Source organism: Sanguibacter sp. A247 (assembly GCF_052324925.1).
GTDB lineage: Bacteria > Actinomycetota > Actinomycetes > Actinomycetales > Cellulomonadaceae > Flavimobilis.
In genome coordinates this window covers 177,910-203,224 of record NZ_JBQPRE010000002.1, presented here as the reverse complement: position 1 = coordinate 203,224, position 25,315 = coordinate 177,910, and the positions used below count along the sequence as shown (strand labels likewise).

At 72.0% G+C, this 25,315-nt stretch carries 23 protein-coding genes and 1 tRNA gene; 12 read left to right on the top strand and 12 right to left on the bottom strand.

What is annotated here, in order from left to right; all coding sequences use genetic code 11:
* Positions 1 to 193: 193 nt before the first annotated feature.
* On the bottom strand, positions 194 to 1,681 hold the full coding sequence (locus ACTVCO_RS05070; protein WP_443727324.1) for a phytoene desaturase family protein: 1,488 nt from the start codon (positions 1,679 to 1,681) through the stop codon (positions 194 to 196).
* 123 nt (positions 1,682 to 1,804) lie between these two features.
* On the opposite strand from ACTVCO_RS05070, the gene ACTVCO_RS05065 reads away from it, so the two are divergent.
* Positions 1,805 to 3,175: a glycoside hydrolase family 15 gene (locus ACTVCO_RS05065; RefSeq protein WP_443727323.1), complete on the top strand. Its 1,371-nt coding sequence runs from the start codon at positions 1,805 to 1,807 to the stop codon at positions 3,173 to 3,175.
* Positions 3,176 to 3,320: 145 nt separating this feature from the next.
* Here ACTVCO_RS05065 and ACTVCO_RS05060 read toward each other — a convergent pair whose 3' ends face one another.
* The 3 genes from ACTVCO_RS05060 to ACTVCO_RS05050 all read right to left on the bottom strand — a co-directional run bounded on the left by ACTVCO_RS05060 (position 3,321) and on the right by ACTVCO_RS05050 (position 4,715).
* Positions 3,321 to 3,524 carry a cold-shock protein gene (locus tag ACTVCO_RS05060; RefSeq protein ID WP_443727322.1) on the bottom strand — a complete coding sequence of 68 codons (204 nt, stop codon included), beginning with the start codon at positions 3,522 to 3,524 and terminating at the stop codon, positions 3,321 to 3,323.
* A gap of 148 nt (positions 3,525 to 3,672) precedes the next feature.
* Positions 3,673 to 4,305 (bottom strand): LytR C-terminal domain-containing protein, encoded by a 633-nt coding sequence (locus tag ACTVCO_RS05055; protein ID WP_443727321.1) that lies wholly within the window; start codon positions 4,303 to 4,305, stop codon positions 3,673 to 3,675.
* A gap of 95 nt (positions 4,306 to 4,400) precedes the next feature.
* The gene (locus ACTVCO_RS05050) at positions 4,401 to 4,715 is read right to left on the bottom strand and encodes a DUF3263 domain-containing protein (RefSeq protein ID WP_443727906.1); all 315 of its coding nucleotides are present in this window, start codon (positions 4,713 to 4,715) and stop codon (positions 4,401 to 4,403) included.
* Positions 4,716 to 4,854: 139 nt separating this feature from the next.
* On the opposite strand from ACTVCO_RS05050, the gene ACTVCO_RS05045 reads away from it, so the two are divergent.
* From ACTVCO_RS05045 to ACTVCO_RS05025, 5 genes are all read left to right on the top strand, one after another.
* Complete coding sequence (locus ACTVCO_RS05045; RefSeq protein WP_443727905.1) at positions 4,855 to 5,553, top strand: uracil-DNA glycosylase; 699 nt, start codon at positions 4,855 to 4,857, stop codon at positions 5,551 to 5,553.
* Positions 5,541 to 6,416, top strand: a complete 876-nt coding sequence (locus ACTVCO_RS05040) for an SGNH/GDSL hydrolase family protein (protein ID WP_443727320.1) — start codon at positions 5,541 to 5,543, stop codon at positions 6,414 to 6,416. The genes ACTVCO_RS05045 and ACTVCO_RS05040 overlap by 13 nt, the downstream gene beginning before the upstream one ends.
* A 226-nt stretch (positions 6,417 to 6,642) precedes the next feature.
* Complete coding sequence (locus tag ACTVCO_RS05035; RefSeq protein WP_443727319.1) at positions 6,643 to 6,825, top strand: hypothetical protein; 183 nt, start codon at positions 6,643 to 6,645, stop codon at positions 6,823 to 6,825.
* A 237-nt stretch (positions 6,826 to 7,062) separates the two neighbouring features.
* Entirely contained in the window at positions 7,063 to 7,995 is a 933-nt protein-coding gene (locus ACTVCO_RS05030) for a type IV toxin-antitoxin system AbiEi family antitoxin domain-containing protein (RefSeq protein WP_443727318.1), read from the top strand.
* Entirely contained in the window at positions 7,988 to 8,905 is a 918-nt protein-coding gene (locus ACTVCO_RS05025) for a nucleotidyl transferase AbiEii/AbiGii toxin family protein (protein ID WP_443727317.1), read from the top strand. The genes ACTVCO_RS05030 and ACTVCO_RS05025 overlap by 8 nt, the downstream gene beginning before the upstream one ends.
* 81 nt (positions 8,906 to 8,986) lie before the next feature.
* Here the strand turns inward: ACTVCO_RS05025 and ACTVCO_RS05020 are convergent, their stop codons facing one another.
* Positions 8,987 to 10,198: a sensor histidine kinase gene (locus ACTVCO_RS05020; protein ID WP_443727316.1), complete on the bottom strand. Its 1,212-nt coding sequence runs from the start codon at positions 10,196 to 10,198 to the stop codon at positions 8,987 to 8,989.
* Between the two features lie 165 nt (positions 10,199 to 10,363).
* Here ACTVCO_RS05020 and ACTVCO_RS05015 point away from each other — a divergent pair, with 165 nt between their 5' ends.
* The gene (locus ACTVCO_RS05015) at positions 10,364 to 11,029 is read left to right on the top strand and encodes a response regulator (protein ID WP_443727315.1); all 666 of its coding nucleotides are present in this window, start codon (positions 10,364 to 10,366) and stop codon (positions 11,027 to 11,029) included.
* Positions 11,030 to 11,090: 61 nt separating this feature from the next.
* Here ACTVCO_RS05015 and ACTVCO_RS05010 read toward each other — a convergent pair.
* The 4 genes from ACTVCO_RS05010 to ACTVCO_RS04995 all read right to left on the bottom strand — a co-directional run bounded on the left by ACTVCO_RS05010 (position 11,091) and on the right by ACTVCO_RS04995 (position 14,856).
* Positions 11,091 to 11,163, bottom strand: a tRNA-Thr gene (locus ACTVCO_RS05010).
* 82 nt (positions 11,164 to 11,245) lie between these two features.
* Positions 11,246 to 12,076, bottom strand: a complete 831-nt coding sequence (locus tag ACTVCO_RS05005) for a DsbA family protein (RefSeq protein ID WP_443727314.1) — start codon at positions 12,074 to 12,076, stop codon at positions 11,246 to 11,248.
* Between the two features lie 52 nt (positions 12,077 to 12,128).
* Positions 12,129 to 12,680 (bottom strand): hypothetical protein, encoded by a 552-nt coding sequence (locus ACTVCO_RS05000; protein WP_443727313.1) that lies wholly within the window; start codon positions 12,678 to 12,680, stop codon positions 12,129 to 12,131.
* Positions 12,681 to 12,729: 49 nt separating this feature from the next.
* Positions 12,730 to 14,856 carry a serine/threonine-protein kinase gene (locus ACTVCO_RS04995; protein WP_443727312.1) on the bottom strand — a complete coding sequence of 709 codons (2,127 nt, stop codon included), beginning with the start codon at positions 14,854 to 14,856 and terminating at the stop codon, positions 12,730 to 12,732.
* A gap of 224 nt (positions 14,857 to 15,080) precedes the next feature.
* On the opposite strand from ACTVCO_RS04995, the gene ACTVCO_RS04990 reads away from it, so the two are divergent.
* From ACTVCO_RS04990 to ACTVCO_RS04975, 4 genes are all read left to right on the top strand, one after another.
* Positions 15,081 to 16,601 (top strand): alpha,alpha-trehalose-phosphate synthase (UDP-forming), encoded by a 1,521-nt coding sequence (locus tag ACTVCO_RS04990; RefSeq protein ID WP_443727311.1) that lies wholly within the window; start codon positions 15,081 to 15,083, stop codon positions 16,599 to 16,601.
* Positions 16,598 to 17,398, top strand: a complete 801-nt coding sequence (gene otsB / locus ACTVCO_RS04985; RefSeq protein ID WP_443727310.1) for a trehalose-phosphatase — start codon at positions 16,598 to 16,600, stop codon at positions 17,396 to 17,398. The genes ACTVCO_RS04990 and otsB overlap by 4 nt, the downstream gene beginning before the upstream one ends.
* A 181-nt stretch (positions 17,399 to 17,579) precedes the next feature.
* Positions 17,580 to 18,704, top strand: coding sequence for an ABC transporter ATP-binding protein (locus ACTVCO_RS04980; protein ID WP_443727309.1), 1,125 nt, complete (start codon positions 17,580 to 17,582; stop codon positions 18,702 to 18,704).
* 123 nt (positions 18,705 to 18,827) lie between these two features.
* Positions 18,828 to 20,093: a DUF4032 domain-containing protein gene (locus ACTVCO_RS04975; RefSeq protein ID WP_443727308.1), complete on the top strand. Its 1,266-nt coding sequence runs from the start codon at positions 18,828 to 18,830 to the stop codon at positions 20,091 to 20,093.
* Positions 20,094 to 20,207: 114 nt separating this feature from the next.
* Here the strand turns inward: ACTVCO_RS04975 and rlmB are convergent, their stop codons facing one another.
* Genes rlmB through ACTVCO_RS04960 form a run of 3 tightly spaced genes read right to left on the bottom strand, consistent with a single transcriptional unit; the run spans position 20,208 to position 23,864 of the window.
* Positions 20,208 to 21,200: a 23S rRNA (guanosine(2251)-2'-O)-methyltransferase RlmB gene (gene rlmB / locus ACTVCO_RS04970; RefSeq protein ID WP_443727307.1), complete on the bottom strand. Its 993-nt coding sequence runs from the start codon at positions 21,198 to 21,200 to the stop codon at positions 20,208 to 20,210.
* The gene (cysS, locus tag ACTVCO_RS04965) at positions 21,200 to 22,633 is read right to left on the bottom strand and encodes a cysteine--tRNA ligase (RefSeq protein ID WP_443727306.1); all 1,434 of its coding nucleotides are present in this window, start codon (positions 22,631 to 22,633) and stop codon (positions 21,200 to 21,202) included. The genes rlmB and cysS overlap by 1 nt, the downstream gene beginning before the upstream one ends.
* Before the next feature lie 46 nt (positions 22,634 to 22,679).
* Entirely contained in the window at positions 22,680 to 23,864 is a 1,185-nt protein-coding gene (locus ACTVCO_RS04960) for an alanine racemase (protein WP_443727305.1), read from the bottom strand.
* 80 nt (positions 23,865 to 23,944) lie between these two features.
* Between ACTVCO_RS04960 and ACTVCO_RS04955 the strand changes: the two genes are divergently transcribed.
* Positions 23,945 to 25,303, top strand: coding sequence for a D-arabinono-1,4-lactone oxidase (locus tag ACTVCO_RS04955; RefSeq protein ID WP_443727304.1), 1,359 nt, complete (start codon positions 23,945 to 23,947; stop codon positions 25,301 to 25,303).
* The last annotated feature ends 12 nt before the right edge of the window (positions 25,304 to 25,315 follow it).

Sequence of the window (25,315 nt, the reverse complement as noted above, 5' to 3'; positions counted from 1 at the left end):
CCCCTGCGTTCACGTCACGCCGACGGCCCGGACCTCACCTTGCGACCTGGGTGGGTCCACTCCTGCCCCGAGCGACGACTGTCACTCGAAGGTCGAGAGTGCTAACCCATTATTGGCACTCGACCCCCGCGAGTGCAAGGTGGTCGCGGCCTCGTCCGCGCAGAGCCGAACACGCCGTGCACGGTTGCGCGGCCTACCCCCGAGGGCCGAGCGCACCCGGCCGCACGCCCCGCCTCGCGAGGAGCGAGCGCGCAGCAAGATACCCGCCCATGCCGTGGACGCCCGGCCCCGGAGGGCTCGCAGCGGAACCCAGCAGGACGAGCCGTCCGCCCACCTCCCCGAGGAGGTGCGGGTCGGGGGCGAGCCGCGGCCGGGCGAGCATCTGCCACGCGGTCACGGCCCCGGTCGCGATGTCACCGCCGAGGAGGTTCTCGTCGTGCGCGGACAGGTGAGCCGCGGGCACGCAGCGCGTCGCAAGCACGCGGTCGCGCACGTCCGGCGCGTACCGCTCGACGTGCGCGAGGACGTCGTCCGTGACGTCACGTCCGGAGCCCGCCGGGACGTGCGCGTACGCCCAGACGACGCGAGCCGTGGGACGCGCGCTCCCGAAACGCGCCGGGTCCCACGGCGTGGGGTCGCCGAGGAGCACGACGGGGCGCTCCGCGTGCCGTCCGGCGCGCACGGCGGCCTGCGCGGCCCGCACGTCGTCGACGCTTCCGGCGACGTGGACGGTGCCCGCCTCCCGGGCACGTGCGTCGGCCCACGGCACGGGCCCGTCGAGCACGAGCTGGACCGCGGACGCGCCGGGCCCGCTGCGGAAGCGCCGCAGGGCGGCGCGCACGTGCCACGGCACGCGGTGCCCGACGATCCCGAGCGCGCGCGGAACCGACGTCGTGAGGAGCACGTCCGCCCCGGCCGGCAGGTCGCCCCACGACCTCACCCGACGGCCGGTCTCGACCTCGACGCCGTGCGCCCGCAGGTCGGTGAGCAGCGCGTCGACGATCGCGCGCGAGCCCCCGACGGGCACGGGCCAGCCACCCGCGTGCGCGAGCGCACCGAGCAGCAGCCCCGTCCCCGTGGCGGCGGGCGAGGACAGCGGTGCCATCGCATGGGCGGCGACGCCGGCGAGCAGCGCGCCCGCGCGCCCCTCGCGAGGCGCACGCACGAGCGCGTTCGCGAGCGCGGCCGCGGCACGGGCCTGACCCGGGCCGCCGAGCGCCGCACGACGGTCCCCGAGCAGGAGCCCCGCGAGCGCGTCCGGCCGTTCAGCGAGCGAGCCCACGCTGCGCCGCCAGGCGGCGCCATCGGGTCCGAGCTCGGCGACCGTCTGCTCGAGCGACCGGTGCGCGAGGACCGCCCCTCCCGGCAGGGGGTGCGCGTAGGACACCCGAGGGCTGACGAGCTGCACGCCGCGCGCGGCCAGGTCGAACCCGCGCAGGAACGGTGAGGCGAGGGCGAGCGGGTGGGTCGTCGAGCAGACGTCGTGCGGGAGCGCGGCGATCTGCTCGGCGTCGACGCCGCGGCGGACGACGAGCCAGTCGGTTCCGAGCGGGAGCGTCCGCGCTCCCCCACCGGCCGTAGCCTCCGCCTCGACGACCCGCACATGCAGCCCCGCCCGGACGAGCGTGACGGCTGCAGCGAGCCCGTTGGGGCCAGACCCCACGACGACGACGTCGACCATGCGCACCCCCTCGGACCCTCGGAACCTCCAGTATCGCGGGCACACCTCCGCGCGACCTCGTCGATCGCGCGCTGCCACCGGACGAGGCCGCTCGACGCGGGCCGCAGGCGCTAGAGTCCACGGGTGCCGTCACGCCGGGGTCGTCGGGTCGCGGGCCTCACGTTGGCCGCGGTCCTTGCGGCGACGGCGCTCGTCTCGGCCGCGGGCGCGACGCAGGGCGGAATCGACCGCAACGTCATCGAGCTGTACTCCGACGGGCTCGTCGTCACACCTCAAGGCGTCGCGACGGTTGCGCCCGGGACCCGACAGGCGTACCTGCCGGGGGTGCGCGTACCCGCCGTGTCCGGAGTCGACGCGGCTGGGCGCGCGGAGCTCGACCGGCTCGCGAGCAAGCAGCGTGCCTGGCTCGACGCGGGCACCATCCCGGGGGTCGGCACGCGCTTCGAGGACATGGCGAGGGGCGCTCTCGGCGACCTCCACGCACTCCTCGGTGACGACGGCGCGGTGCCCGCGGCACTCCACGAGCGCTGGGGGTATGCGTGGCCGCGGGACAACGCGTTCGTCGCCGCCGCGCTCGCCCGCACGGGTCACGGCGCGGACGCCGTGCGCGTGCTCGACTTCCTTGCGCGCGTGCAGGCAGACGACGGCTCCTTCGAGGCCCGCTACACGCTCGACGGCGCAGGTCCGCCCGACGGGCGCCACCCGCAGACCGACGGCACGGGCTGGGTCCTGTGGGCGCTCGGCGAGGTGCTCGACGCGACCCAAGAGGGGCCCGCCACCACCCCAGCCGTTACCTCGAGCGACGCGGCACCGACCCGCACGGACGTCGCCCTGAGCCTGCGCGGCCTCCTCGAGCGTGCGACAGACCACGCGATCGCGCTCACCGAGGGTGGCCGCCGGCTCCCACCTGCGTCACCGGACTACTGGGAGGTTCGGGAGTCGGTGACGACGCTCGGCACGGCCGCGCCGCTGCTCGCGGGGCTCGAGGCCGCGACGGACGCGTGGACGCTGCTCGGCGAGCCAGAGCGGGCACGCACGACGGCCGACGCGGCGGCAACGCTGCGCGAGCGCATCGAGAGCACCTTCGGGACGCTCGGCTATCCGCGGCACGTCACAGGTGGCGCGCGGGATGCGGCGACGGCGTTCGTCCTGCCGCCGTTCGTCACCGTGCCGCTCGACGGTGCGGAGGCCGCATGGCGGGCGAGCGTCGGGCCCATGCTGCGGCCCGCGGGCGGCCTCGCCCCGGGAGGGTCGTGGCGGCCCGACGGCGTCTCGTGGACCCCGCAGACGACGCTCTACGCGCTCACGGCAGCGTCGCTCGGCGACCGCACGACCGCCGAGCACTGGCTCGGCTGGATCGACAAGCACCGCACCTCCTCCGGCGCGATCCCCGAGAAGGTCCTCGCAGACGGTTCGCCTGCGGCGGTCGCGCCGCTCGCGTGGTCGAGCGCCAACGTCCTCCTTGCGCTCACGGCCCTCCAGGACGCTCCGTGAGCGCGCGCGCCTGACCCAGGGTGCGCGACCCGGCACACCGTCCGGCGCCGAGACTCGCCCACGTGGCAGGCCGGCCGCACACGAAAGCGCTCCCCGCCGGCGTCAATGCCGTCGGGGAGCGCCCCTCACGCGTGGGTGAGGGTGGTCAGACCGGGCGGACCTGCTCCGCCTGCGGCCCCTTCGTCCCTTGCCCCACCTCGAACTCGACCGGCTGACCCTCGTCGAGGGTCCGGTAGCCGTCGGTCTGGATCGCGCTGAAGTGAACGAAGAGGTCCTGTCCGCCGTCGGCCGGGGTGATGAACCCGAAGCCCTTCTCGGAGTTGAACCACTTGACCGTGCCCTGGGCCATCTACCGCTCCTTGCTCGTCTCGTGCGTGCATCCGCGCCCTCCGTCGGGCACGAATGTGGCCAGCCTAGGGGAACGGGCTCCGTGAGCGAAAGGGTTGGCCCGCCCCGGGAACTCGGTCACGCGCGGCCGCGAGCGACCGTGAGCGGCGTCAGCCGACGAGCACGACCGACATGTCTCCGCGCAGCTCCTCCACGAGCGTGACGGTGGTGATGCCCAGGTCTGCTGCGACCTGCTTCGCCTCATCGGCGAGGTCCGCCGAGCGGTACCAGACGGACGTGGACGAGGGGGCGTTCGAGCTGCTCGGGAAGTTCTCACCGACGACGTTCGTCCAGCCGGCCTGCTTGAGCGTGGAGACACGCGAGGCCGCGAGGCCCTGCGTGCGCGTCGCGTTGAGGACGCGGATCGCGGTCGAACGCGTGAGCTCGGGGGCCGCGGGCTCCTCGGTCGTCGGGTCCTCGTCGGGCTCCGTCGTCGTCTCGTCGTCCGCAGGCTCGGTCGTCGTTTCCGTCGAGGGTTCCTCGCTCGGCTCGACCGTGGTCGTGGGGGCCGTCGTGGCGGCCGCCGTCGTGGACGTCGACGGCGGCGCGGCGTTGTTCTTCACCCGTCCCTGCGACGTGAACCAGGTGACGAGCGCGACCGCGAGCGCCGCGCACACGAGAACGACGACGAGGAAGGGCCAGATCTTGCTCCACGTCGATCGACGAGCATGGTGGATCCCCAGGGCATGGGAGTCATCAAGCTCAATGTCGAACTCGTCGTTCGGGTAGGGGTAGCCGCTCACCAGGACAGGCTACCGGTGCCCGAGCGCCCGACCGTGTCGGCGCGGCGCGGCGCCGCGCGAAGAGGTTGCGAAGATCCCTGGCGGGATCGTGCGCGTCAGCCCTCGGTGCCGAGGCGACGCTGGCTGCGCGCGCGATGCCGGCTCGAGCGCAGGCGGCGCAGGCGCTTGACGAGCATCGGGTCGAACGCGAGGGCCTCGGGGGTGTCGATGAGTGCGTTGAGGACCTGGTAGTACCGGGTCGCCGGGAGGTCGAAGAGCTCGCGCACGGCCTGCTCCTTGGCCCCCGCGTACTTCCACCACTGCCGTTCGAACGCGAGGATCTTCTCGTCGCGCTCGCTCAGGCCCGACGGACGTTCGTCGCTGCCAGGCTCGGCCGGGTCCGTCTCGTGGTCGTCGGGGACCGCGTGCAGCTCAGCCACCGCTGCCTCCCTCGTCGTGTCGATCCGGCGCACGGCGCACAGCCGCACGCGTCGATCGTACGCTCGAACCACACCGGTGTCATTCCTCGAGGCTGCGGTCGCGAGCACGCACGTCGTGCGCCCCGGTAGCGTGAGATCCGTGCCCCTCGTCGATGCTCTTCACCCCTCGTGGGCCCGCGCTCTGGCGCCCGTCGCCCACCATCTCGACGTCCTCGACGACTTCCTCGACGACGAGGTCAGCGCGGGGCACGACGTCCTGCCGCCGCGGCACCTCGTCATGCGTGCGTTCGAGCGGCCGCTCGAGGACGTGCGCGTCCTCGTCGTCGGGCAGGACCCCTACCCGACCCCCGGCCACGCGCACGGGCTCGCGTTCTCGTGCGAGGCCGACGTGCGGCCGCTGCCGCGGTCGCTGCGCAACATCCTCACCGAGCTGCACGACGACACCGGCCAGGCCGCCGCGACGTCGGGCGACCTGTCCGCGTGGGCGAGCCGCGGCATCCTGCTGCTCAACCGAGTCCTCACGGTGCGGGCGGGTGAGGCGGGCTCGCATCGGGGGCGCGGGTGGGAGCACGTCACCGACCGCGTCGTCGAGGTGCTCGACGCGCGCGACGCCCCGCTCGTCGCGATCCTGTGGGGCAAGGACGCGGAACGTCTCGCACCTCGCCTCGCGCATCACCCCGTGCTCGTCTCGGCGCACCCGAGCCCGCTAGCCGCGCACCGCGGATTCTTCGGCTCGCGGCCGTTCACGCGCGCGTCGGACGCACTCGTCGCCCAGGGCGCCGCGCCGCTCGACTGGTCGCTCCCGGAAGGTGCACGATGGAGGGCGTGACAACCGTGCCCGCCGCCACTGTGCCCCGCTGGACCCGCTACGTCGCGATCGGCGACTCGTTCACGGAAGGCCTCTGGGACCGCGACGCACCCGGGTCCGACGCGTGCCGCGGCTGGGCCGACCGCCTCGCCGAGCACCTCGACGCTCGTCGCCCCGGCGGCATCGAGTACGCCAACCTCGCGATCCGCGGGCGGCTGCTCGGGCCGATCCTCACCGACCAGCTGCCCGCAGCTCTCGACCTGCAGCCTGACCTCATCTCGATCGTCGGCGGCGGCAACGACATCCTGCGGCCCAACGTCGACGTCGACCGTCTCGCCGGGAGGCTCGAGAACGCCGTCGTCCGCGCTCGCGAGGCGGGCGCGGACGTCCTGCTCGCGACGGGCATGGACGCCGACGGCTCCGCGGTCATGCGACTCACCCGGCCCCGCGTCGCGACGTTCAACGCACACCTGTGGTCGATCGCGCGTCGCCACGGCGCCTACGTCGTCGACCAGTGGGGCATGCGCTTCATCAAGGATTGGCGGATGTGGGACACCGACCGCCTCCACCTCACGAGCGAGGGACACCGGCGCATCGCCGAGGCCGCTCTCGCCGCGCTCGGCCTCGAGCCCACCGATCCCGCGTGGGACGTCCCGCTCGACGCGCCAGGCGCAGAGGCGTGGGCCGTGCGGATGCGCGAGAACGCAGCGTGGATGCGGGAGCACGCCTACCCCTGGGTGCAGCGTCGCCTCACGGGACGTTCATCGGGCGACGGCCGCAGCCCCAAGCGCCCGGTGCCCGGCCCCGCCCGGGCCGTCCCCGACGCCCGGTCAGGTGAGCCAAACACTGCGGACGACGCCGCAGGACCCGACCAGCGCGGCTAGCTAAGCCCGACCAGGACGCTGGTCGCACCGAGCACCTCCTACGCCGCTGGGACGCGTCCGCCCTCGGCGAGGGCCGTGGCCGCCGCGGAGGGCAACGGTTCATTGGCGGTGCGGAGTTGGTAGCGGGCGTCGTCCAGGGGTGCCCCAGCTTTGCGTTCGCCGACACCCTGCCGGACAAAAAGCGTGACAGGCACACTGTGGCTGTCACCAGAAATGACCGGAGGGGATGATGGACGCAGCGCACCTGCCTGACCTGCTGGATGCGAGCACGCTCGCGGCCGCGGGCGTCTCGCGGCGGCAGCTGCGCGCCCTCCTCTCCGAAGGCCGCTACGAGCATCCCTGGCAGCAGCCCGTCGACGATCCTGACGCAGGCCGCGTCGTTCCCGCAGGCGACGCCTGCACTCCGTGACGCATTGGAGATCCTGCTATGACGCCACTGCCTCAGCGAGGAACACTCGAAGGTGGCGTCGCCCTGCTCGCTGCCCTTGCCGCACGGCGCCCCACCAAGGACAGCGACCTGCGAGCAACCGGTCTGGCCACAGCGCAACGGAGGGCGGGATGCCGAATACGGTGGCCTGAGCCACTATATTCAACGTCGCGCCGGGGAGTCTTGCTCAATATGGTGGGTGCGGCCTACATTTGAAGCATGATCGCTCTTGAGGAAGTCGTCGACCTCGCGGCCGACCAGTGGGGCCTGGTCACCGCCGCGCAGGCCGAGAGACTCGGCGTGCCCCGGCATCACCTGACCTCCGCGGTGGCCTCGGGCCGCATGGAGAGGATCTCGTACGGTGTCTACGCGATGGCAGGGGTACCCGACTCCCACCTGACCCGGCTGCGCGCGGCCTATCTGAGCGTCGATCCGGCGGCAACCCTCGCCGAGCGCGGACGCCAGCTGCCCAGCTCGGGCGTCGTCTCCCACGCCTCGGCTGCAGTCGTGCACAACCTGGGCACGCTTCGTGCCCTGCAGCACGAGATAACGTTCCCCGCGCAACGACGGACGACACGCCGCGAGCTCAAGTTCCACACCATGAAGCTCGGCCCCGCGAGCATCACGCAGGTCGACGGCCTACCCGTGACGACCATCGAGCGCACCGCTGCCGACCTGCTGCGCTCGGGTGCCGACGAGGACCATGTCTCCCGGATACTCATGGACGCCATCAGGCGTGACGCGCTCAACAGGCCGCGGCTGGTCCGAGAGCTCGCGCCTGTCGCCAAGCGCCACGGGCTCGACCCGGTCGAGTGGGCAGCCAGCCTTGCCCCGGCTCCCAGTCTCGAGAGGCTGCTCTCGAAGCACTACCTCGCGCACGTCCCGATGGACAAGGTCATGGGGGCCGCGGGTCAGGACTACTCGTCGTCGCTGACGCCGAAGTACGACGCCAGCATGTTCTCGAGCATGATGCCGAAGTACGACGACGACATGTTCTCGGGTCTGGTACCGGACGATCCCGTGATCAGGGCTCGTCTCCGGGAAGCGGGCAAGGCTGCGCGCCGCGCGCTGGAGGACCTGGCGGCAGATTCCGGCGTGCCGGTCTCTGACCTCGTCGGGCCGATGCTGCGCGCTGGGGGCCTTGATGGCTGAGCGCAAGCGGTACGTCTCGGCCAACGCGCTGCGCAAGGCGCTGACCGCCAAGGCCAAGGTCGTGGGGATGTCGCCCGAGGCGGCCCAGTCCGGCTTCATCTTCGAGCGGTTCATGGCTCGCGTCGTGCAAGTCGCAGACGACTGGGTGCTCAAGGGTGGCGGCGCGCTGCTCGTCCGCGTCATCGACACTCGCTCCACCACCGACCTCGACCTCGTAGCGCGAGGGTCGAACATGGCTGACGTGCGACGGCGCCTCGAGGCGATCTGCTCGCTGGACCTCGCCGACGACTTCGTGTTCGTCCTCAAGACGGTGACTGCGGGCCACGAGCTCGACTACGACACGGCCGTGGCCACCGTCGTGCTCGGCGTGGACATCTGCGGCCGTCGCCAGCAGGAGTCGTTGAAACTCGACGTGTCCTACGACGTGCTCCTCACCCAGCCTGTCGAGCACGTTCGGCGGGGAGACGCGCCTCGGCCCGCCGGGTACGAGGCCCCTCTCATCCCCCTGTACCCGGTCGTCGATCACGTCGCCGACAAGGTCTGCGCCACCGCCCAGACGTACAAGACGGGGACGTCGACGCGAGTGCGCGACCTGGTCGACATCTGCGTGCTGGCACTCACCCACGACATCGACGGCCGAGACCTTGCCGAGGCGATCGCCGGCGAGTGGAAGCACCGCGGCCTGGAAGGCCCGGTGACCTTTGTCGTGCCCGAGACGTTCACGGCCAGCGGCTACGACCAGTACATGGTCGAGGCCGTCGTGTGTCGCGAGCACGCTGCGAACCTGCGCGACGGTGAACGGCTCGCGGGGGCGCTCATGGCTCCAGTCGTCGACGGCACGGCCGCGGACATGGTGTGGCAGTCGGCGGGCAGACGATGGGTCGCGCGCGATGAGACTCGCACGGAGTAGCGAAACCAGGGGCCTGCTGCGCGAACCGGTGACACCCTGACCTGATCGTGAGTCCCCACCGCCCCCGATGGCCAGGTGCGCCTAGCGGTCGCTCGGCAAGTGGCCGAGGCCCGAGATCGACTCGCGAATGACCGGGAGCCGCGCCCGCAGGTGCGCATGGTGCACGTGCTGGCCGTCGACCTCGCCCGAGCGAATCCGCGCCTCCTCGACGTCAGACGTCACGGTGAGCATGCCCCCGGCAAGTTCGAGGCGTTCGCGCAGGCGTCGCGTCCCCGAGCCCTGAATGGCCTTCTCGGCGTCGACGGGCCCGCCGTTGTTGGCGATGTCGATGACGATCGTCGAGTCCTCGACGTCCATCGAGACGACGAACGACGTGGCATGGCCGTGCCGCAGCCCGTTCGTCACCGCCTCCTCGACGATCCGCACGACGAGGAGCCTGTCGGCCGGTGGGACTTCCGAGTTCCCCGGGTCGTCGAGCCGTCGCAGTGCCTCGCCCACGTGCATGCGCGTGGCGATGCCCGTCGGAAGGCGACGCAGCAGCATCCGCACGGCAGGCACGACACCGATCTCGATGCCCTCGGGGTAGAGCATGCGGCTCGTCGCGCGCACGTCGTTCTCGCGAATGTCCTCAAGATCGCTCCGCAGCGACAGGAGCGGCTCAGTCACCTCGTCGCCTTCACCGCGGCGATGAGCATCCGCGATGAGCATGTCGACCTGGACCGCGGCAATGACGAGCCGCTGCTGGAGGCTTCCGTGGAGCCCCTCTGCGATCGACCGTCGGACGCGGACCTCCTCGGTCTCGAGCGACTTGAGGGCCAGCTCGCGCTGATATCCGGCCTCGGCGGCGTAACGGGCCTCGGCACGTTCGGAGCGCCGCACCGAGGTGTAGGCGAAGCCGAGGATGCCGCCGCCGACCCCGAAGACGAGCCCCGCGACGCCCTCGAGCGTGTAGAAGCGCATATCTGGCGGGAACACACCGGTCGCGACGAGGAGTCCGATCCGCACGATCGAGCCGCCGAGCGCGGCGACGAGGATCCCGGGAAGCGCCCGGCCCACATGAGGGGCGCGGTACGCGGGGACCACCGCGAGCACGCCGGCGACCGTCACCGACGAGAGCAGGTTGACGCCGTAACGCGTCCACGACGTCGAGACGACCGTCGGCACCTCGAAGGCCACCTGGGCCCACATGTAGATGCCGGTGATCGTGTAGAAGGTGGCGATGGTGCCGAAGGTTGCGGCGACGTGCGCGATCCGGTCGCGCCGCTCGTCATGTCGCGGGGGGCTCGTTCCCATGCCCCAGTATGACCACAGTCCGTCAGCAAGGGGAGGCCTGCGCCCACATGTCCCTTGTCACGCTCCCCAGCCCGATGGGGTGAGATGTGGTCCTCACGCGAACGAATTCACGCGAACAAGAGTCCACGAACCCCGCAATGACCCTCGACACGCCATACTGGGGCGATGGAGAACGGTGACGTCACACTGCGTGTCGCAGTCGTTGAGGACCACACGCTGTTCCGCAGCATGCTCGAGCACCTCGTCACGGACGTGCCCGACATCCGCCTCGTGTGCTCGGTCGAGACCGCGACCGAGGCACGCGCACGCATCACACCTGGGTCCACGGACGTCGTCATCCTTGACGTCGACCTGCCCGACGGCAACGGCATCGGCCTCGGCGTGCTCCTGTGCCGCGCCGACCCCAAGCTCAAGGTCGTCCTCCTCTCGGCCCAGGACGCCATCGACCTCATGCTCGACCTGCCACGCGACGTCGCCGGCAGCTGGAGCTACCTGTCGAAGACGTCGACGAACGACTCCGACTCCCTCTTGCGGGCGATCCGTGTCGCAGCTGCCGGCGGGTCGACGCTCGACCCGGTGCTGCTCGAACGGATGAGGCCTCGCGCAGGCTCGCGCGTCGCCCAGCTGACCGATCGGCAGTACTCGGTCCTGCGGCTGCTCGCCTCGGGGCTGTCCAACGGCGGCATCGCCCACGAGCTCGGCATCGCCGAGAAGTCCGTGCAGAACCATGTCAACGCCGTGTACTCGACGCTCGGGATCGACGCGCACCCCGACCGCAACCCGCGCGTGAGCGCGGCCCTGCAGCTCATCGAAGAGACCGGGCCCGCCTAGGCCGCCCATGCATGAAGGCCCCTGCCCTGCGTGATCGCAGAGGAGGGGCCTCCATGTGCTGAGCCGCCTGTCGGATTCGAACCGACGACCTTCGCTTTACAAGAGCGGTGCTCTACCAGCTGAGCTAAGGCGGCCTGCCCTCAGCAGAGGGCGCGGCCACGAGTGTAGCCGCTCTGCGGGGCCAGACCATGACGGCCCGGCCCCGCAGAAGCGAACTCAGCCCTGAGCGGCTGCCGCGTCGACCGCGGCGCGCAGCGCGCCCTGGGCGCGCCAGTCACCGTCGAACTTCTGGCCGCCGATGACGATCGTCGGCGTCGAGAACTGACCCTCGGGGGTGTGGAGGTTCGTGTCAGCCGTGGCCTTGTCCGTCTGAGAACCGATCCACCGGGCGTACTTCTCGTAGGACTTGGCGCTTGCGATGTCATCCACGACCGACTGGGGGACGCCGACGCTCTTCGCGATGTCGGCGATCTCGCTGTCCTTGTGGCCCGAGCTGCCCTCCTCGGGCTGCTGGGCGAACATCGCCGTGTTGAACGCGTCGAACTGCTCGGGTGCGTTCTCGGCGACGTAGACGGAGGCCGCGGCCGAGCGGGTCGAGAACTGCGTGCCCGCAGACATGCGGTCAAGGATCGAGACCGGGTGGATGACGAGCGTGATGTCGCCCGCCTCGCGCCACTGCTTGAGGAGCGCGCCGTTGGTCTCCTCGAACGTGCCGCACCACACGCACATGTAGTCGAGGTAGAGGTCGACGACGGGCGCCCCCTCGTTGACCGTGCCGGCGACCCCGTCCTTGCCGACGGAGATTCCGCCGGACTCGGCGACGATCGCCGGGGCGGCGAGCGCGCCGGGCTCAGGCAGCTTGGCGGGCTGGGACTTGATGAAGAGCAGGGCGATCGCTCCGACCAGCGCGACGACGGCGATGCTGAAGATGGTGACCGCGATGATTTTGAACCGCTTCTCGCGGTTGGCCTGCTCGGCGCGCATCGCGGCGGACAGCGCGCGGGCTTCGTCGCGGCTCAGGCTGGCGTTGGACTTCTTCGAGGACATGGAGGGGCCTTCCGAATGGTTGCGTGGACGTGCTGCGTGTGCGGGAGCTGGCTCAGGCCGCGCAGGCAGGAGGACCACGGCGCACGGGCACCGGTCCACCGACGCGCACCAGGACGCGTCGGACGAAGGGTCGCGGGATGGTCCGCACGCGCGCCACGGGAGGAGCGCTCGGGGTCGCGACGGGCAGCGCCATCGGCGCGCCGAGCACGGCGCGCGCGCAGTGCCACGAGGCGCGCAGGGCGGCAAGGACGCCGCCGACGGCGACGAGCACGAGGGCCTGCGCAAGCAGGGCCGGGAGGGCGATCGTCGCGAGGACGACGGCGACGTCGGCAGGGGCTCCGCCGAGTGCGAGGCTGCCCTCGGGGCACGCCGCGTCGACCCGGACCATCGCGAGGTGCGTCGCCCACCAGACGGGGGCCCCCGCGGTCGTCACGCAGCGCGAGACGATCGAGACGCCGTGCTCTCCGAGCGTCACAGCCAGGTGGAGGCACGCCTGGAGGAGGAGGAAGCCGCAGGCGAGGACGCCGGCTCCGAGACGCGCGCGCGACGCGAGGACACGCAGGCGCGCGGGGGCGCGGCCCGGGGTCGTCCTCATGCTCTGCACGTGGCGAGAGTACTGCACTCCCCTGGACGTCACCTGGGAGCGAGGTCCCTTACGCGAGGTTGGGCGGGCCACCGAGGGGCGACCACAGGATCGGCATGCCGATCGCGACGAGAAGGGCTCCGACCCCGACGAGGACGAGCGCGACGAGGACGACGAAGAGCGTGCCCCCGCGCCCCGGCGCCAGGTGCCCGAGGACGGTGCGGGCCCCCCACCGGGTCGACCAGCCGAGCGGCCCCCACCACAGCAGCAGGAGCCACACGAGACCGATGAGCGCGAGCGCTGCGACGAAGACCCAGGTCGCGTTCTGGGTACCTTCCGCGGGGACGACAAGCTCGCCGTGGCCGCGTTCCCCGAGCTCGCGGGTCGACAGGACGAACCGGTTGGTCTGCAGGAGCCACCACAGCGGGCCGCCGAACATCGTCGCCACGGCCCCCGCGACGAGGAACGCAGGCAGGAACGTGAGCGCGCCCTTGAGGAGGTACCAGGGGTAGGCGAACGTCGCGCGGGCGCCGTCAGCGCGGCCACGGCCGCGCGTCGCGCGCCTCGTCCGCAGCGCATCCGACGTCACGCCCACCGAGCGGACGAGGACAAGGACGACGACGATGGCCAGCACGCTCACCACGGGGAAGAGGCCGAGGGCGAGGGCCGCCGGGAGCGCGAGGGCGAGGACCGCGACCGGACGACGTCGGTGCTCGACGTCGTCGGGCACGCCGTCGCCGTCGGCGTCGTGGGTCACGGCGACGTCGTCGTCGAGCGGGTCGCCTTCCCACACGCGGCGCGTGTCGGCGTCGCCGTCGTCCGCGGTCAGGTCGGGAGCCGGCGCGCCGTCGTCCGGCGCGAGCTCAGCGGCCGGAGCGGCGGGGGCATACGGGTTGCGGGGCACCATCGCGGTCGCTGCCTCGCCGCGGTCCTGCACGCCGGTCGCGCGACCGACGTCGCCCGACTCCATGAGCGCCGTCGAGCCGTCGGCGCCCGCGGGCAGCGCCGTCGTCGTGGCGCCCGGATCGACCGGGTCGAGCCCGTGCGCGCTTGCGGCCGCCGCGGCCGCGAGCGCGACCCCGCTCGGCGCTGCCGCACGCCCGGCGACGACGTCGTCGAAACCTGGGAGCGCGGGCGCGCCGGGCTCGGGCTCCGGCGGCGGTGGCGGCGTCCCGAACGCACCCGTCGGCACGCGCATCACCTCCGTCTTGCCGTCGTTGGCCGGGCCGGGCGCCGTCGTCACGCGCGGTCCGGCGCCGGGCCCGTAGGGGCCCGCACCCTCGTGCTCGACGACACGCGCGTCGGGCGCTGGGGCGGGGGCGTCGTCGTCGCGGGAGCGCACGGCATGACCGACCGCGAGCGCGGCGGGAACCGCTGCGTGAGCCTCGTGCGCAGCGGCCGCCTCACGGAGCGCGGCGACGACGGCGTCGGGCGAGGTGCGGGCCGCGGGGTCTCGGACGAGCGCACCCCGCAGCGCCTCGGCCGTGAGCGGGCCGGCGCCGCGCAGGTCGACGTCGCCCGCCCGAACCCGGCCGAGCACAGCCTCGAGCGGCCGCACCCCGAAGGGCGCGCGTCCCGTGACCGCGAAGGCCAACGAGGCGGCCCACCCCCACCAGTCGCCCTCGGCCGACGGGTCGGCGCCGTCGAGCAGCTCGGGAGCGAGGTAGCCGGGGGTACCCATGACGAACCCGTGCGAGGTGACGCGCGCGTCCGTCACGGCCTGGGCGATGCCGAAGTCGATGAGGACGGGCCCATGGTCGGCGAGGAGGATGTTCGACGGCTTGACGTCGCGGTGCACGAGCCCCGCATCGTGGACAGCGTGGAGCGCGCGGGCGAGCTTCTCGGCGAGCTCGAGGACGTCCTCGGCATCGAGCGGTCCGCCGCCCAGGACCTCGTCCTCGAGGCTCGGTCCGTCGACGAGCTCGGTGACGACGAACGCCTCGTCGGCATCGACCTCGGCGTCGAGCACCGTGACGAACGCGTCGTCCTCGACCTTGCGCAACGCGGCGACCTCACGCACGAGGCGCTCGCGTGCGGCGTCGGTCGCGGCGAGCGAGCGGTGCAGGACCTTGAGCGCGACGGGGCTGCCGCCGCCGTCGACCGCGCGGTAGACGGTGCCGGACGCGCCGGCCCCGAGCACCCGCTCGATCGTGTAGCCGCCGACCTCGTCCCCGGGCTTCCGCTCGTTGCGCTCCATCTAGGCAACCTAACCGAGGTGATCCGTGGGCGCGCTCGGCACACGCCGTGGGTGCAGTCCGCGCCCTCGGGGCCAAGACTTCTCCCCAGGACGGTCAAGGCCAGCCCAGGTACACTGGTGAGAGGGTCGGACGTGCGCCTTTCGCGCACGTCATCCTGAGCAGAGTTGCCCCGGTTCGCTCCGCGGACTGGGGCTGTGTGCATGTGTAGAGGAGCGGAACGTTCATGACCGAGAGCCTCACCTCCCCACGTCCCGGCGCCGCGGCGCCCGACGACGGATACGACCTCGTCGTCGTCGCCAACCGGCTGCCCGTCGACCACACGGTCGACGACGACGGCCAGACCGTGTGGCGCCGCGCACCCGGCGGGCTCGTCACCGCGATCGCCCCGCTCATGGAGGCTGACGAGGGTGCGTGGGTCGGCTGGGCCGGCTCCCCGGACGTCGAGCACGAGCCCTTCGACGCGAGCGGGATCCGGTGCGTTCCCGTCACTCTCTCTGCCGACGACGTCGAGCGGTACTACGAAGGCTTCTCCAACGACACGCTGTGGCCGCTCTACCACGACGTCATCGCTCCCCCGAGCTTCCACCGCACGTGGTGGGAGTCCTACCAGGACGTCAACGATCGCTTCGCGCGCGCCGCGGCCAAGGTCGCGGCACCCGGCGGCGTCGTCTGGGTCCAGGACTACCAGCTGCAGCTCGTGCCCGCGATCCTGCGACGCTTGCGACCCGACCTGCGCATCGGGTTCTTCGACCACATCCCGTTCCCGCCCGTCGAGATCTTCGCGCAGCTCCCGTGGCGCCGCCAGGTCCTCGAAGGGCTCCTCGGCGCGGACGTCATCGGCTTCCAGCGCAAGGCCGACGCCGCCAACTTCCTGCGCGCGGTCCGTCGCCTCACCGGCCGTCAGACGCGCCGCCACCACGTCATCGTCCCGACCGACGACGGTGGCACGCGCGAGGTCCGTGCCGGCGCGTTCCCCATCTCGATCGACGCGAGCGGCTTCGACGCCCTCGCCCGCACCCCCGAGGTCCAGGCGCGGTCGCGCGAGATCCGCAACGAGCTCGGCAACCCCAAGGTCGTCATGCTCGGCGTCGACCGCCTCGACTACACCAAGGGCATCCGCCACCGCATCAAGGCCTTCGGCGAGCTCATGCGCGACGGCCACATCGACATCGGCGACGTCACGCTCGTGCAGGTCGCGAGCCCCAGCCGCGAGAACGTCGGCGCCTACATGCAGCTCCGTGAAGAGGTCGAGGGTCTCGTCGGGCGCATCAACGGCGAGGTCGCCGACTTCGGGCACACGGCCGTCCACTACATGCACCACTCCTACCCGGCTGACGAGATGGCAGCGCTGTTCTGCGCCGCCGACGTCATGCTCGTCACCTCGCTGCGCGACGGCATGAATCTCGTGGCCAAGGAGTACGTGGCGGCGCGGTTCGACGAGTCCGGCGTGCTCGTGCTCTCCGAGTTCACGGGCGCGGCCGACGAGCTCGCCCGCGGGGCGCTCCTGTGCAACCCGCACGACATCGACGGCCTCAAGGAGACGATGATGCGTGCGGCGAGCATGCCCGGCCGCGAGATGCGGACACGCATGCGCCGTCTGCGTCGCCAGGTGCTCGAGAACGACGTGGCGCTGTGGTCTCGCACGTTCCTCGACGTCGTGCGGGGCAACGGCACGCACGCCGACACGTCCCTCGAGGAACGCCACCCGGACTCCTACGCGAACACCTCGGGGGCGCCTGCATGACGGCCGCGCTCCCCGAACCGCTCCTCGCAGCGCTCGACGGCCTCGCGGGCCACGCCCGCGCTGGTCGGTCCGTCATCATCGCGTCAGACTTCGACGGCGTCCTCGCCGACCTCGTCGACGACCCCGGCGCGTCACGTCCTCGGCCCGAGGCCTCGGCCGCGCTCACGGTCCTCGCGGGCACAGACCCGCACGTCGGGCTTGCGCTCGTCTCGGGCCGCGACATCGTGACGCTCTCACGGCTCTCGAGCCCGCCTCCCGGCACCGTGCTCATCGGGAGCCACGGCGCCGAACGCGGCGTCATCGCGCCCGACGGCACCCTCGCGGCACGTCCTCTCGTCCTCGCGCCCGCCGACGCCGAGCTCCTCGCGCGGGTCGTCGCAGCTCTCGAGGACGTCGCCGCCACGGCCGAGGGCGCCTGGGTCGAGCGCAAGCCGACGTCGGCCGTCCTTCACGTGCGCCTCGTCGGAGGTGACCGTGCCGAGCAGGTGCGGGGTGCGGCCGTCGAGCGCGTCCGCACGCTCGGGCTCGAGGCCATGCTCGGCAAGGACGTCGTCGACTGCAACGTCGTCGCGACCTCAAAGGGCGCGGCGCTCGCGGCCCTGCGGGCCGAGACGGACGCGGTGAGCGTCCTCTACCTGGGCGACGACATCACGGATGAGCACGCCTTCGCGGCGCTCACGCCCGACGACGTCACGGTGCGGGTGGGCCCGGGCGAGACGGTCGCGCGGTTCCGCGTCGCGGGCACCGCCGAGGCGGCCGCGGTCCTCGCCCACGTCGGCGCGGCACTCTCAGCCTGACGGAGGCTCCCGCCAGGACGGACGTCCTGCTCCACCCGCCGCTGACGTGTGGCATCATGGGCTCGGGTCTCGCGCAGGTGCGGGATTCGTGTCAGAGACGACGCACAATCGAATCAACGCTGACACTCTTCACAACGGATCGTCCGGCACGTACCTGCCGGTGAAGGGAACGGTGTCCATCATGGCAACCGTCACTTACGACAAGGCTTCTCGCGTCTACCCGGGCACGGAGCGCCCCGCGGTCGACCAGCTCGACCTCCACATCGAGGACGGCGAGTTCCTCGTCCTCGTCGGCCCCTCCGGCTGTGGCAAGTCGACCTCCCTGCGCATGCTCGCGGGTCTTGAGGACGTCAACGGCGGCCGCATCCTCATCGGCGACAAGGATGTCACGCACATCCAGCCGAAGGACCGCGACATCGCGATGGTCTTCCAGAACTACGCCCTGTACCCGCACATGACGGTCGCGGACAACATGGGCTTCGCCCTCAAGATCGCCGGCACCCCCAAGGCCGACATCCGCGCCCGCGTCGAAGAGGCCGCCAAGATCCTCGACCTCACCGAGTACCTCGACCGCAAGCCGAAGGCCCTCTCGGGTGGCCAGCGTCAGCGCGTCGCCATGGGCCGTGCGATCGTTCGTCAGCCCCAGGTGTTCCTCATGGACGAGCCGCTGTCGAACCTCGACGCCAAGCTCCGCGTCCAGACCCGTACGCAGATCGCGTCGCTCCAGCGCCGCCTCGGCGTCACGACCGTCTACGTCACGCACGACCAGACCGAGGCCCTCACCATGGGTGACCGCATCGCGGTCCTCAAGGACGGCGTCCTCCAGCAGGTCGGCACGCCCCGCGACATGTACGACACCCCGCAGAACGTCTTCGTCGCCGGCTTCATCGGCTCGCCCGCGATGAACCTCGGCACGTTCAAGCTCAACGGTGGCGTGGCCGAGGTCGGCCCCGCGCGCATCCCCGTGTCGCGCTCCGCCGTGGCCGCGATGTCGGCCGAGGACAACGGCCGCATCACGCTCGGCTTCCGTCCCGAGTCGCTCGACGTCGTCTCGCAGGCCGAGGCGTCCGCGTTCCCGGTCGAGGTCAACATCGTCGAGGAGCTCGGCTCCGACGCGTTCGTCTACGGAACCCTCAAGGGCTCGCTCGCAGACGCCGACATCACGTCAGGCGCCGGTGACAACCAGATCATCGTCCGCATCGACCCGCGCAACGTTCCCGCCAAGGGCGAGCGCATCTTCGTCGCGATCCGTCCCGGCGAGGAGCACCTCTTCGGCGCGGGCTCGGGCCAGCGCCTCCCGGCCTGATCACGCATCGCTCGCAGGGGCGGTCCGGCACACGCCGGGCCGCCCCTGCGGCGTCCCACGCTCCTATGCTGGAGCAGGGAGCATGCCGCACCCACATCGACGTCGCGACCAAACGAGGACTCCGTGCCGCTCCAACGCCTGCAGATCACGGCTGCCGACCCTGATCCCAGCCTGCTCGACCTCCCCTGGAACATCCCCCTCGAGCACTGGCCCGCCGACCGGCTCGCCGCACTCCCCCGCGGCATCTCCCGGCACATCGTGCGCTTCGTGAGGCTCTCCGGCGGCGTCATCGCGATCAAGGAGATCGGCGAGTCCGTCGCGTACCGCGAGTACGAGCTCTTGCGACAGCTCGGACGCATCGGCGGCGTGCCATGCGTCGAACCCGTCGGCGTCATCACCGGCCGTGCCTCTGACGCGGGTGAGGCGCTCGAGGCCGTCCTCATCACGCGACACCTGCAGTTCTCCATGCCCTACCGTGCCCTGTTCAGCCAGGAGCTGCGCCCCGAGACCGCGACGCGCCTCATCGACGCGCTCGCCGTGCTGCTCGTGCGCCTGCACCTCGTCGGCTTCTACTGGGGCGACGTCTCGCTGTCGAACACCCTCTTCAGGCGCGACGCCGACCGCTTCGCGGCCTACCTCGTCGACGCCGAGACGGGCGACCTCCACGCCCGGCTCACCGACGGCCAGCGCAACTACGACGTCGATCTGGCGCGCACGAACATCATCGGCGAGATGATGGACCTGCAGGCTGGGGAGTACATGGACGAGGACACCGACATCATCGCGATCGGTGATGCCCTCGTGCAGCGCTACAACGAGCTGTGGGCCGCGCTCAACGAGGAAGAGGTGTTCGGCGCCGCGGACCGCTGGCGCGTCGCGGCACGCGTCGAACGTCTCAACGCCCTCGGCTTCGACGTGGGCGAGCTCGAGATGACGACCGACCTCGACGGGACCAAGGTGCACATCCAGCCGAAGGTCGTCGAGGCCGGTCACCACTCCCGGCGCCTCCTGCGGCTCACGGGCCTGGACGTCCAGGACAACCAGGCGCGACGCCTTCTCAACGACCTCGACGAGTACCGTGCGGCGACCGACCGCCAGGGCGAAGAGGAGCAGTTCGTCGCACACGACTGGGTGACCGAGGTCTTCGAGCCCACGGTCCGCGCCGTCCCGCGCGAGATGCGCGGCAAGCTCGAGGCCGCGCAGATGTTCCACGAGATCCTCGACCACCGGTGGTACATCTCCGAGAAGCAGCGTCGTGACGTCCCGATGCCCGAGACCGTCGCGAGCTACGTCGCCAACGTCCTCACTCACCGGCGCGACGAGCAGCGCCTGCTCGGCCTCTCGCCCGAGGACGCCGCGCTCCAGGAGGACGGGGGCAGCTGGGGCTAGCCCCCACCCCCGCAGCGCGAGAGCGCGTGCCCGGCCACGAGACGCGTCATCACGCACGCGCTCCCGGCTCAGGCACGCGCTCTCGCGTTCTGACGGGGTGTGAGGCAGGCGGCGCTACGCCTCGCGGCGGGTGCGGGCCACCTCGTAGAGGGCGATGCCCGCGGCGACGCCCGCGTTGAGCGACTCGGTCGCGGCGTCGATGTCGATTGACGTGATCGCGTCGCACGTCTCGCGGACGAGTCGCGCGAGCCCCTTGCCCTCCGAGCCGACGACAAGGACGAGCGGGTCGGTCGCATACGGCAGGGTGTCGATCGTCGTCTCGCCACCCGCGTCGAGCCCGACGACGAAGCAGCCCGCAGAGCGTGCCTCTTCGAGGGCGCGCACGAGGTTCGTCACGCGGGCGACGGGAAGACGCGCGGCCGCGCCGGCCGAGACCTTCCAGGCAGCGGCGGTCATCTGGGCAGCCCGGCGCTCGGGGACGAGCACACCGTGCGCGCCGAATGCCGCGGCCGAGCGCAGCACGGCGCCGAGGTTACGCGGGTCGGTGATCTGGTCGAGCGCGACGATGAGCGGCGCCCGGCCCGACGCGGCGGCCGCGTCGAGCAGGTCGTCGAGGTCCGCGTACTCGTACGGAGGCACCTGGAGGGCCACACCCTGGTGGATCGCGCCGTCCGTCATACGGTCGAGCTCAGGACGCGTCACCTCGAGCAGGTGGATCGAGCGCTCCACGGCGATCTGGAGGATCTCCTTGGTGCGGTCGTCCTGCTCGAGCCGCGAGGCGAGGTAGAGGTTGGTCGCGGGGATGTCCGCGCGCAGCGCCTCAAGAACCGAGTTGCGGCCCGCAACCATCTCGTGGGTCGAGGACTTGCTGCCGCCTGAGCGCCGGCCCGCCTGCGGACCGCGCCCGCCGGTGCGCTGCGGCGCACGCGTCGCCGTCGCAGCGGCCTTGCGCTTCGCCGCCACGTGGTAGTCGCGGTCCTCAGCCTTGGGTGTGGGGCCCTTGCCCTCGAGCGCCTTGCGGCGGTGCCCGCCCGTCCCGACGGTCGCGCCCTTCTTCGAGCCGGGCTTACGGACCGCCCCGGGTCGCTTGGCCTTGCCTGCTGCCATCAGTGGTCCTTCGGTGAGTCGGTCGCGAGTGCCCAGCGGGCGCCCGTCGGGGAGTCTTCGACGACGACGCCCGCCGCCGCGAGGCGATCACGCACGGCGTCTGCCGTAGCGAAGTCGCGGTCGACACGAGCCTGCGCACGACGCGCCAGCTCGGCTTCGACGAGCACGTCGAGCGCGCGCTGCGCCCGGTCGTCGGATGCGGCGCCCGCCCACACGGGGGACGCCGGGTCGAGGCCAAGAACGTCGAGCATGACACGGACGTCGAGCAGCGCCGTGCGCACCGCGTCGTCGTCACCCGCCGCGAGCGCCGAGTTGCCCGCGCGGAGCGCCTCGTGGACGACCGCGAGGGCGACCGAGACGTTGAGGTCGTCGTCCATCGCTGCAGCGAACGCCGCGGGCACCTCGGCCCGGGCGACGTCCGCGTCGTCGACGTCGACGTGCTCCGAGGCGCGCGCGACGAAGCCCTCGAGCCGGGTCCACGTGGCCTCGGCGTCGGCGAGCGTCTCGTCGGTCCACTCGAGCATCGAGCGGTAGTGCACGGTCGCGAGCGCCCAGCGCACCGCCGCAGGACGGGCACGCTCGAGGAGCTCGGCCACGCCGAGCCCGTTGCCGAGCGACTTGCTCATCTTCGTGCCGCCCTGCGTCACCCACGCGGAGTGCATCCAGTGCTGGGCGAAGCCGAGGCCCGCAGCGCGCGACTGCGCCTGCTCGTTCTCATGGTGCGGGAAGCGCAGGTCGAGCCCACCGCCGTGGATGTCGAACGCGTCGCCGAGGTACCGGCGGGCCATCGCGGAGCACTCGAGGTGCCAGCCGGGGCGGCCGGCACCGAACGGCGTGGGCCATGACGCGGTCGCGGGCTCACCGGGACGGTTCGCCTTCCACAGCGCGAAGTCGTGCGGATGCCGCTTGCCGTGGGCGTCCGCGGTCTCTTCGGCGGGGAGCAGGTCCTCGCGGCGCTGCCGGGTGAGCGAGCCGTACTCGGCGTACGAGCCGACGTCGAAGAAGACGTTGCCGGGCGTCGTCGTGTACGCGTGCCCGCGCTCGACGATGCGCTCCATGAGGTCGACCATCTCGGTCACGTGGCCGGTCGCACGCGGCTCGTACGTCGGGCGGCCCACGCCGAGCGCGTCGTACGCCTCGGTGAACGCGCGCTCGAAGAGCGCGGCGTGCGCCCACCACGGACGACCCGCGGCCTCAGCCTTCGCAAGGATCTTGTCGTCAATATCGGTGACATTCCGAATGAGGGTGACGTCGAGGCCGCTGCGCCGCAACCACCGCACGAGGACGTCGAACGCGACCGCCGCGCGCATGTGCCCGACGTGCGGTGCGCTTTGCACGGTTGCGCCGCACAGGTAGATACCGACCTTGCCCGGCTCGAGGGGCGTGAGGTCGCGCAGCTCGCGTGCGGCGGTGTCGAAAAGGCGGAGGGTCACGGACCCTAGCCTATCGGCCCCACCCGCAAGGCTCAGCCCGCGCCGGTCAGCCGAACGTCTGCTGCTCGCCCCGGTAGGTCGCCACGGTGCGCTCGACGACAGACCCGCGCACGAGGTGCACACGGTCGAACCGCTCCATGACCTCACCCGCCTTCGCGTGCCGCAGCCACACACGGTCCCCGACCTCGAGGTGGACACCACGCGGCACGCGCAGCGGCGTCTGCACCTCGCCAGCACCCTCGGCCCCCGTGAGGCGCAGGCCCGCGGGAGCCAGGAGGCGCGGGGCTCGCGAGGGCCCCGTCGGGCCGGAGGCGATGTAGCCGCCGCCGAACACCGTGACCATGCCCGGGCGCGGCACGCGCACGACCTCGAGCGCGAAGAACGCGGCAGGCCTCGGCTCAAAGCTGCGGTAGCCGTCAAAGAGCCCCGGGACGAGGAGCCCCGAGCCCGCCGTCACCTCGGTGACCGTCGAGTCACCCGCACTCGACTCGATCGATCCAGAACCACCCGAGTTCACCAGATCAAGCCGGCGCCCGAGCGCCGCTTCGACAGCGCCGCGCACCGCACAGCGGCGCCGATCAAGGTCCGCGACCGAGCGCGCCTTGACGAAGCGCACCGCCGCGCTCGTGTCGGGCAGACCCGCGACCTGCGCCTCGTAGAACATGAGCCCGCGCACCGTGAGACCGCCGAGCGCGTCGACCGCGCGCGCAACCCGCACGACGTCGCCCACGTCGTGCAAGGGCGACCTCCGCGTGCCGAGGTGCGCACGCACGCGACCGATGCCCGGCCGCCACGACGCATCGATGTCGAGGCAGACCCGCACCTCCGGGCCCGGGACCACCGCGAGCGCGTCGGCGGCGCGGCGCGCCTGCACGACGTCGTCGACCATGAGGGTCACGGCCGCGCGGGCCGCGGGCGAGGCCGCGAGCGCGGCGAGCGACGCCCGGTCGACGACCGGGTACCCGAGCAGGACGTCGTCGTGACCGTGGTCGACGAGCCACAGCGCCTCGGCGAGCGAGAACGCCATGATCCCCGCCCAGCCCGGTCGCCCGCCCACGTGGTCGAGCAGCGCGCGCACGCGCACCGACTTCGAGGCGAGCCTCACGGGTGTGCCGGCGGCGCGGCGGACGAGGTCGTCGGCATTGGCCTCAAGGGCATCAAGGTCGACGACGACGAGCGGCGCGGACAAGCCCGCAGTCGCAGCGTCGAGACGGGAGCGCAAGGTGCTCATAGCGCCGAACCTACCTCGGACGCCACGCCGCCGGGACCAAGGTCATTGACCCGAGGTCAAAACCACCACGACAGTACGGTGTGGCTACTTTCCCGTTCACGCCCTCGCACGCCCCCGGCCCGAGCGGCCTGTGGCGCAACTGGTCCGGCTCGGTCGCCTCACGGCCGCACTCGTTCGTCGAGGCCATCGACGCCGACGACGTCGCCATGCGCGTCGGCCACGCGGTCGCAGCAGACCGGCCGGTGCGCGTCGTCGGGGCCGGGCACTCGTTCTCGCCCCTCGTCGCAACGAACGGGACACTGCTGAGCCTCGACCGGCTCGCCTTCGTCGACGAACCGGTTGCGCTCGCAGTACCCGACGGTCGTGCCACGCATACCGTCCGCGTCGGGGCCGGGCTCCGCCTGCGCCACCTCAACGCAGCGCTCGCACGCCTCGGGCTGGCGATGAGCAACCTCGGCGACATCGACCACCAGTCCGTCGCGGGCGCGATCTCGACCGGGACGCACGGCACGGGCGGGGCCGTCGCAAGCCTCTCCGCCCAGGTGCGCGCGGTCGAGCTCGTCCTCGCCGACGGCTCACGCGTGAGCGCGTCGCCGACTGCGCGGCCCGAGCTCTTCGAGGCGGCGCGCCTCGGCCTGGGCACGCTCGGCGTCCTCACCGCCGTGACCCTCGCGGTCGAGCCCGCCTACGTCCTGGAGGCGCGCGAGGAGCCCTGGCCCCTCGACCGTGTCCTCGACCAGCTCGACGACCTGCTCGACCTCAACGATCACGTCGAGTTCTTCTGGTTCCCCCACACCCGGCGCGCCCTGCTCAAACGCAACAACCGTCGTGCGCACTCGGACGCGCCTCTTGGTCGCGCTCGGGCCTTCGTCGACGACGAGGTCTTCTCCAACGGCCTCTTCGAGGTCGTCAATCGCGTGGGGCACGTCGCTCCGCGCGCCATCCCGCGGCTCAATGCGCTCAGCTCGCGGGCGTTGTCCGCACGGCGCTTCACGGCCCCGTCCCATGACGTCTTCGTCTCACCACGGCGCGTGCGCTTCCGCGAGTCCGAGTGGGCTGTCCCCCTCGACGTCCTGCCCACGGTGCTGAGCGAGATCGAAGCGTGGATCGCTGGTTCGGGCGAGCACGTGTCGTTCCCCGTCGAGGTGCGCTTCGCTGCTCCCGACGACGTGTGGCTCTCGACCGCCTACGGCCGCGACACGGCCTACGTCGCCGTCCACCAGTACTGGCGCACCGACCCGACTCGGCTGTTCACCGCCGTCCAGCAGATCATGCTCGCGCACGAGGGCCGTCCGCACTGGGGCAAGGAGCACAGGGTGGGGCTCGACCACCTCGAGGCCGTCTACCCGAGGTTGGGCGACTTCCGAGCGGCCCGCGCGGCCGCTGATCCGTCGGGCATGTTCCTCAACGCGCACCTGCGACGGATGTTCGAGCTGTGAGCGGGCACGGCC

Excerpts from the sequence above, each read along its gene's own strand:
- ACTVCO_RS05070 (WP_443727324.1), bottom strand. The coding sequence starts at position 1,681 with ATGGTCGACGTCGTCGTCGTGGGGTCTGGCCCCAACGGGCTCGCTGCA.
- ACTVCO_RS05060 (WP_443727322.1), bottom strand. The coding sequence starts at position 3,524 with ATGGCCCAGGGCACGGTCAAGTGGTTCAACTCCGAGAAGGGCTTCGGG.
- ACTVCO_RS05040 (WP_443727320.1), top strand. The coding sequence starts at position 5,541 with ATGGAGGGCGTGACAACCGTGCCCGCCGCCACTGTGCCCCGCTGGACC.
- ACTVCO_RS05035 (WP_443727319.1), top strand. The coding sequence starts at position 6,643 with ATGATGGACGCAGCGCACCTGCCTGACCTGCTGGATGCGAGCACGCTC.
- ACTVCO_RS05030 (WP_443727318.1), top strand. The coding sequence starts at position 7,063 with ATGATCGCTCTTGAGGAAGTCGTCGACCTCGCGGCCGACCAGTGGGGC.
- ACTVCO_RS05025 (WP_443727317.1), top strand. The coding sequence starts at position 7,988 with ATGGCTGAGCGCAAGCGGTACGTCTCGGCCAACGCGCTGCGCAAGGCG.
- ACTVCO_RS05020 (WP_443727316.1), bottom strand. The coding sequence starts at position 10,198 with ATGGGAACGAGCCCCCCGCGACATGACGAGCGGCGCGACCGGATCGCG.
- ACTVCO_RS05015 (WP_443727315.1), top strand. The coding sequence starts at position 10,364 with ATGGAGAACGGTGACGTCACACTGCGTGTCGCAGTCGTTGAGGACCAC.
- ACTVCO_RS05005 (WP_443727314.1), bottom strand. The coding sequence starts at position 12,076 with ATGTCCTCGAAGAAGTCCAACGCCAGCCTGAGCCGCGACGAAGCCCGC.
- ACTVCO_RS04995 (WP_443727312.1), bottom strand. The coding sequence starts at position 14,856 with ATGGAGCGCAACGAGCGGAAGCCCGGGGACGAGGTCGGCGGCTACACG.
- ACTVCO_RS04990 (WP_443727311.1), top strand. The coding sequence starts at position 15,081 with ATGACCGAGAGCCTCACCTCCCCACGTCCCGGCGCCGCGGCGCCCGAC.
- otsB (WP_443727310.1), top strand. The coding sequence starts at position 16,598 with ATGACGGCCGCGCTCCCCGAACCGCTCCTCGCAGCGCTCGACGGCCTC.
- ACTVCO_RS04980 (WP_443727309.1), top strand. The coding sequence starts at position 17,580 with ATGGCAACCGTCACTTACGACAAGGCTTCTCGCGTCTACCCGGGCACG.
- rlmB (WP_443727307.1), bottom strand. The coding sequence starts at position 21,200 with ATGGCAGCAGGCAAGGCCAAGCGACCCGGGGCGGTCCGTAAGCCCGGC.
- ACTVCO_RS04960 (WP_443727305.1), bottom strand. The coding sequence starts at position 23,864 with ATGAGCACCTTGCGCTCCCGTCTCGACGCTGCGACTGCGGGCTTGTCC.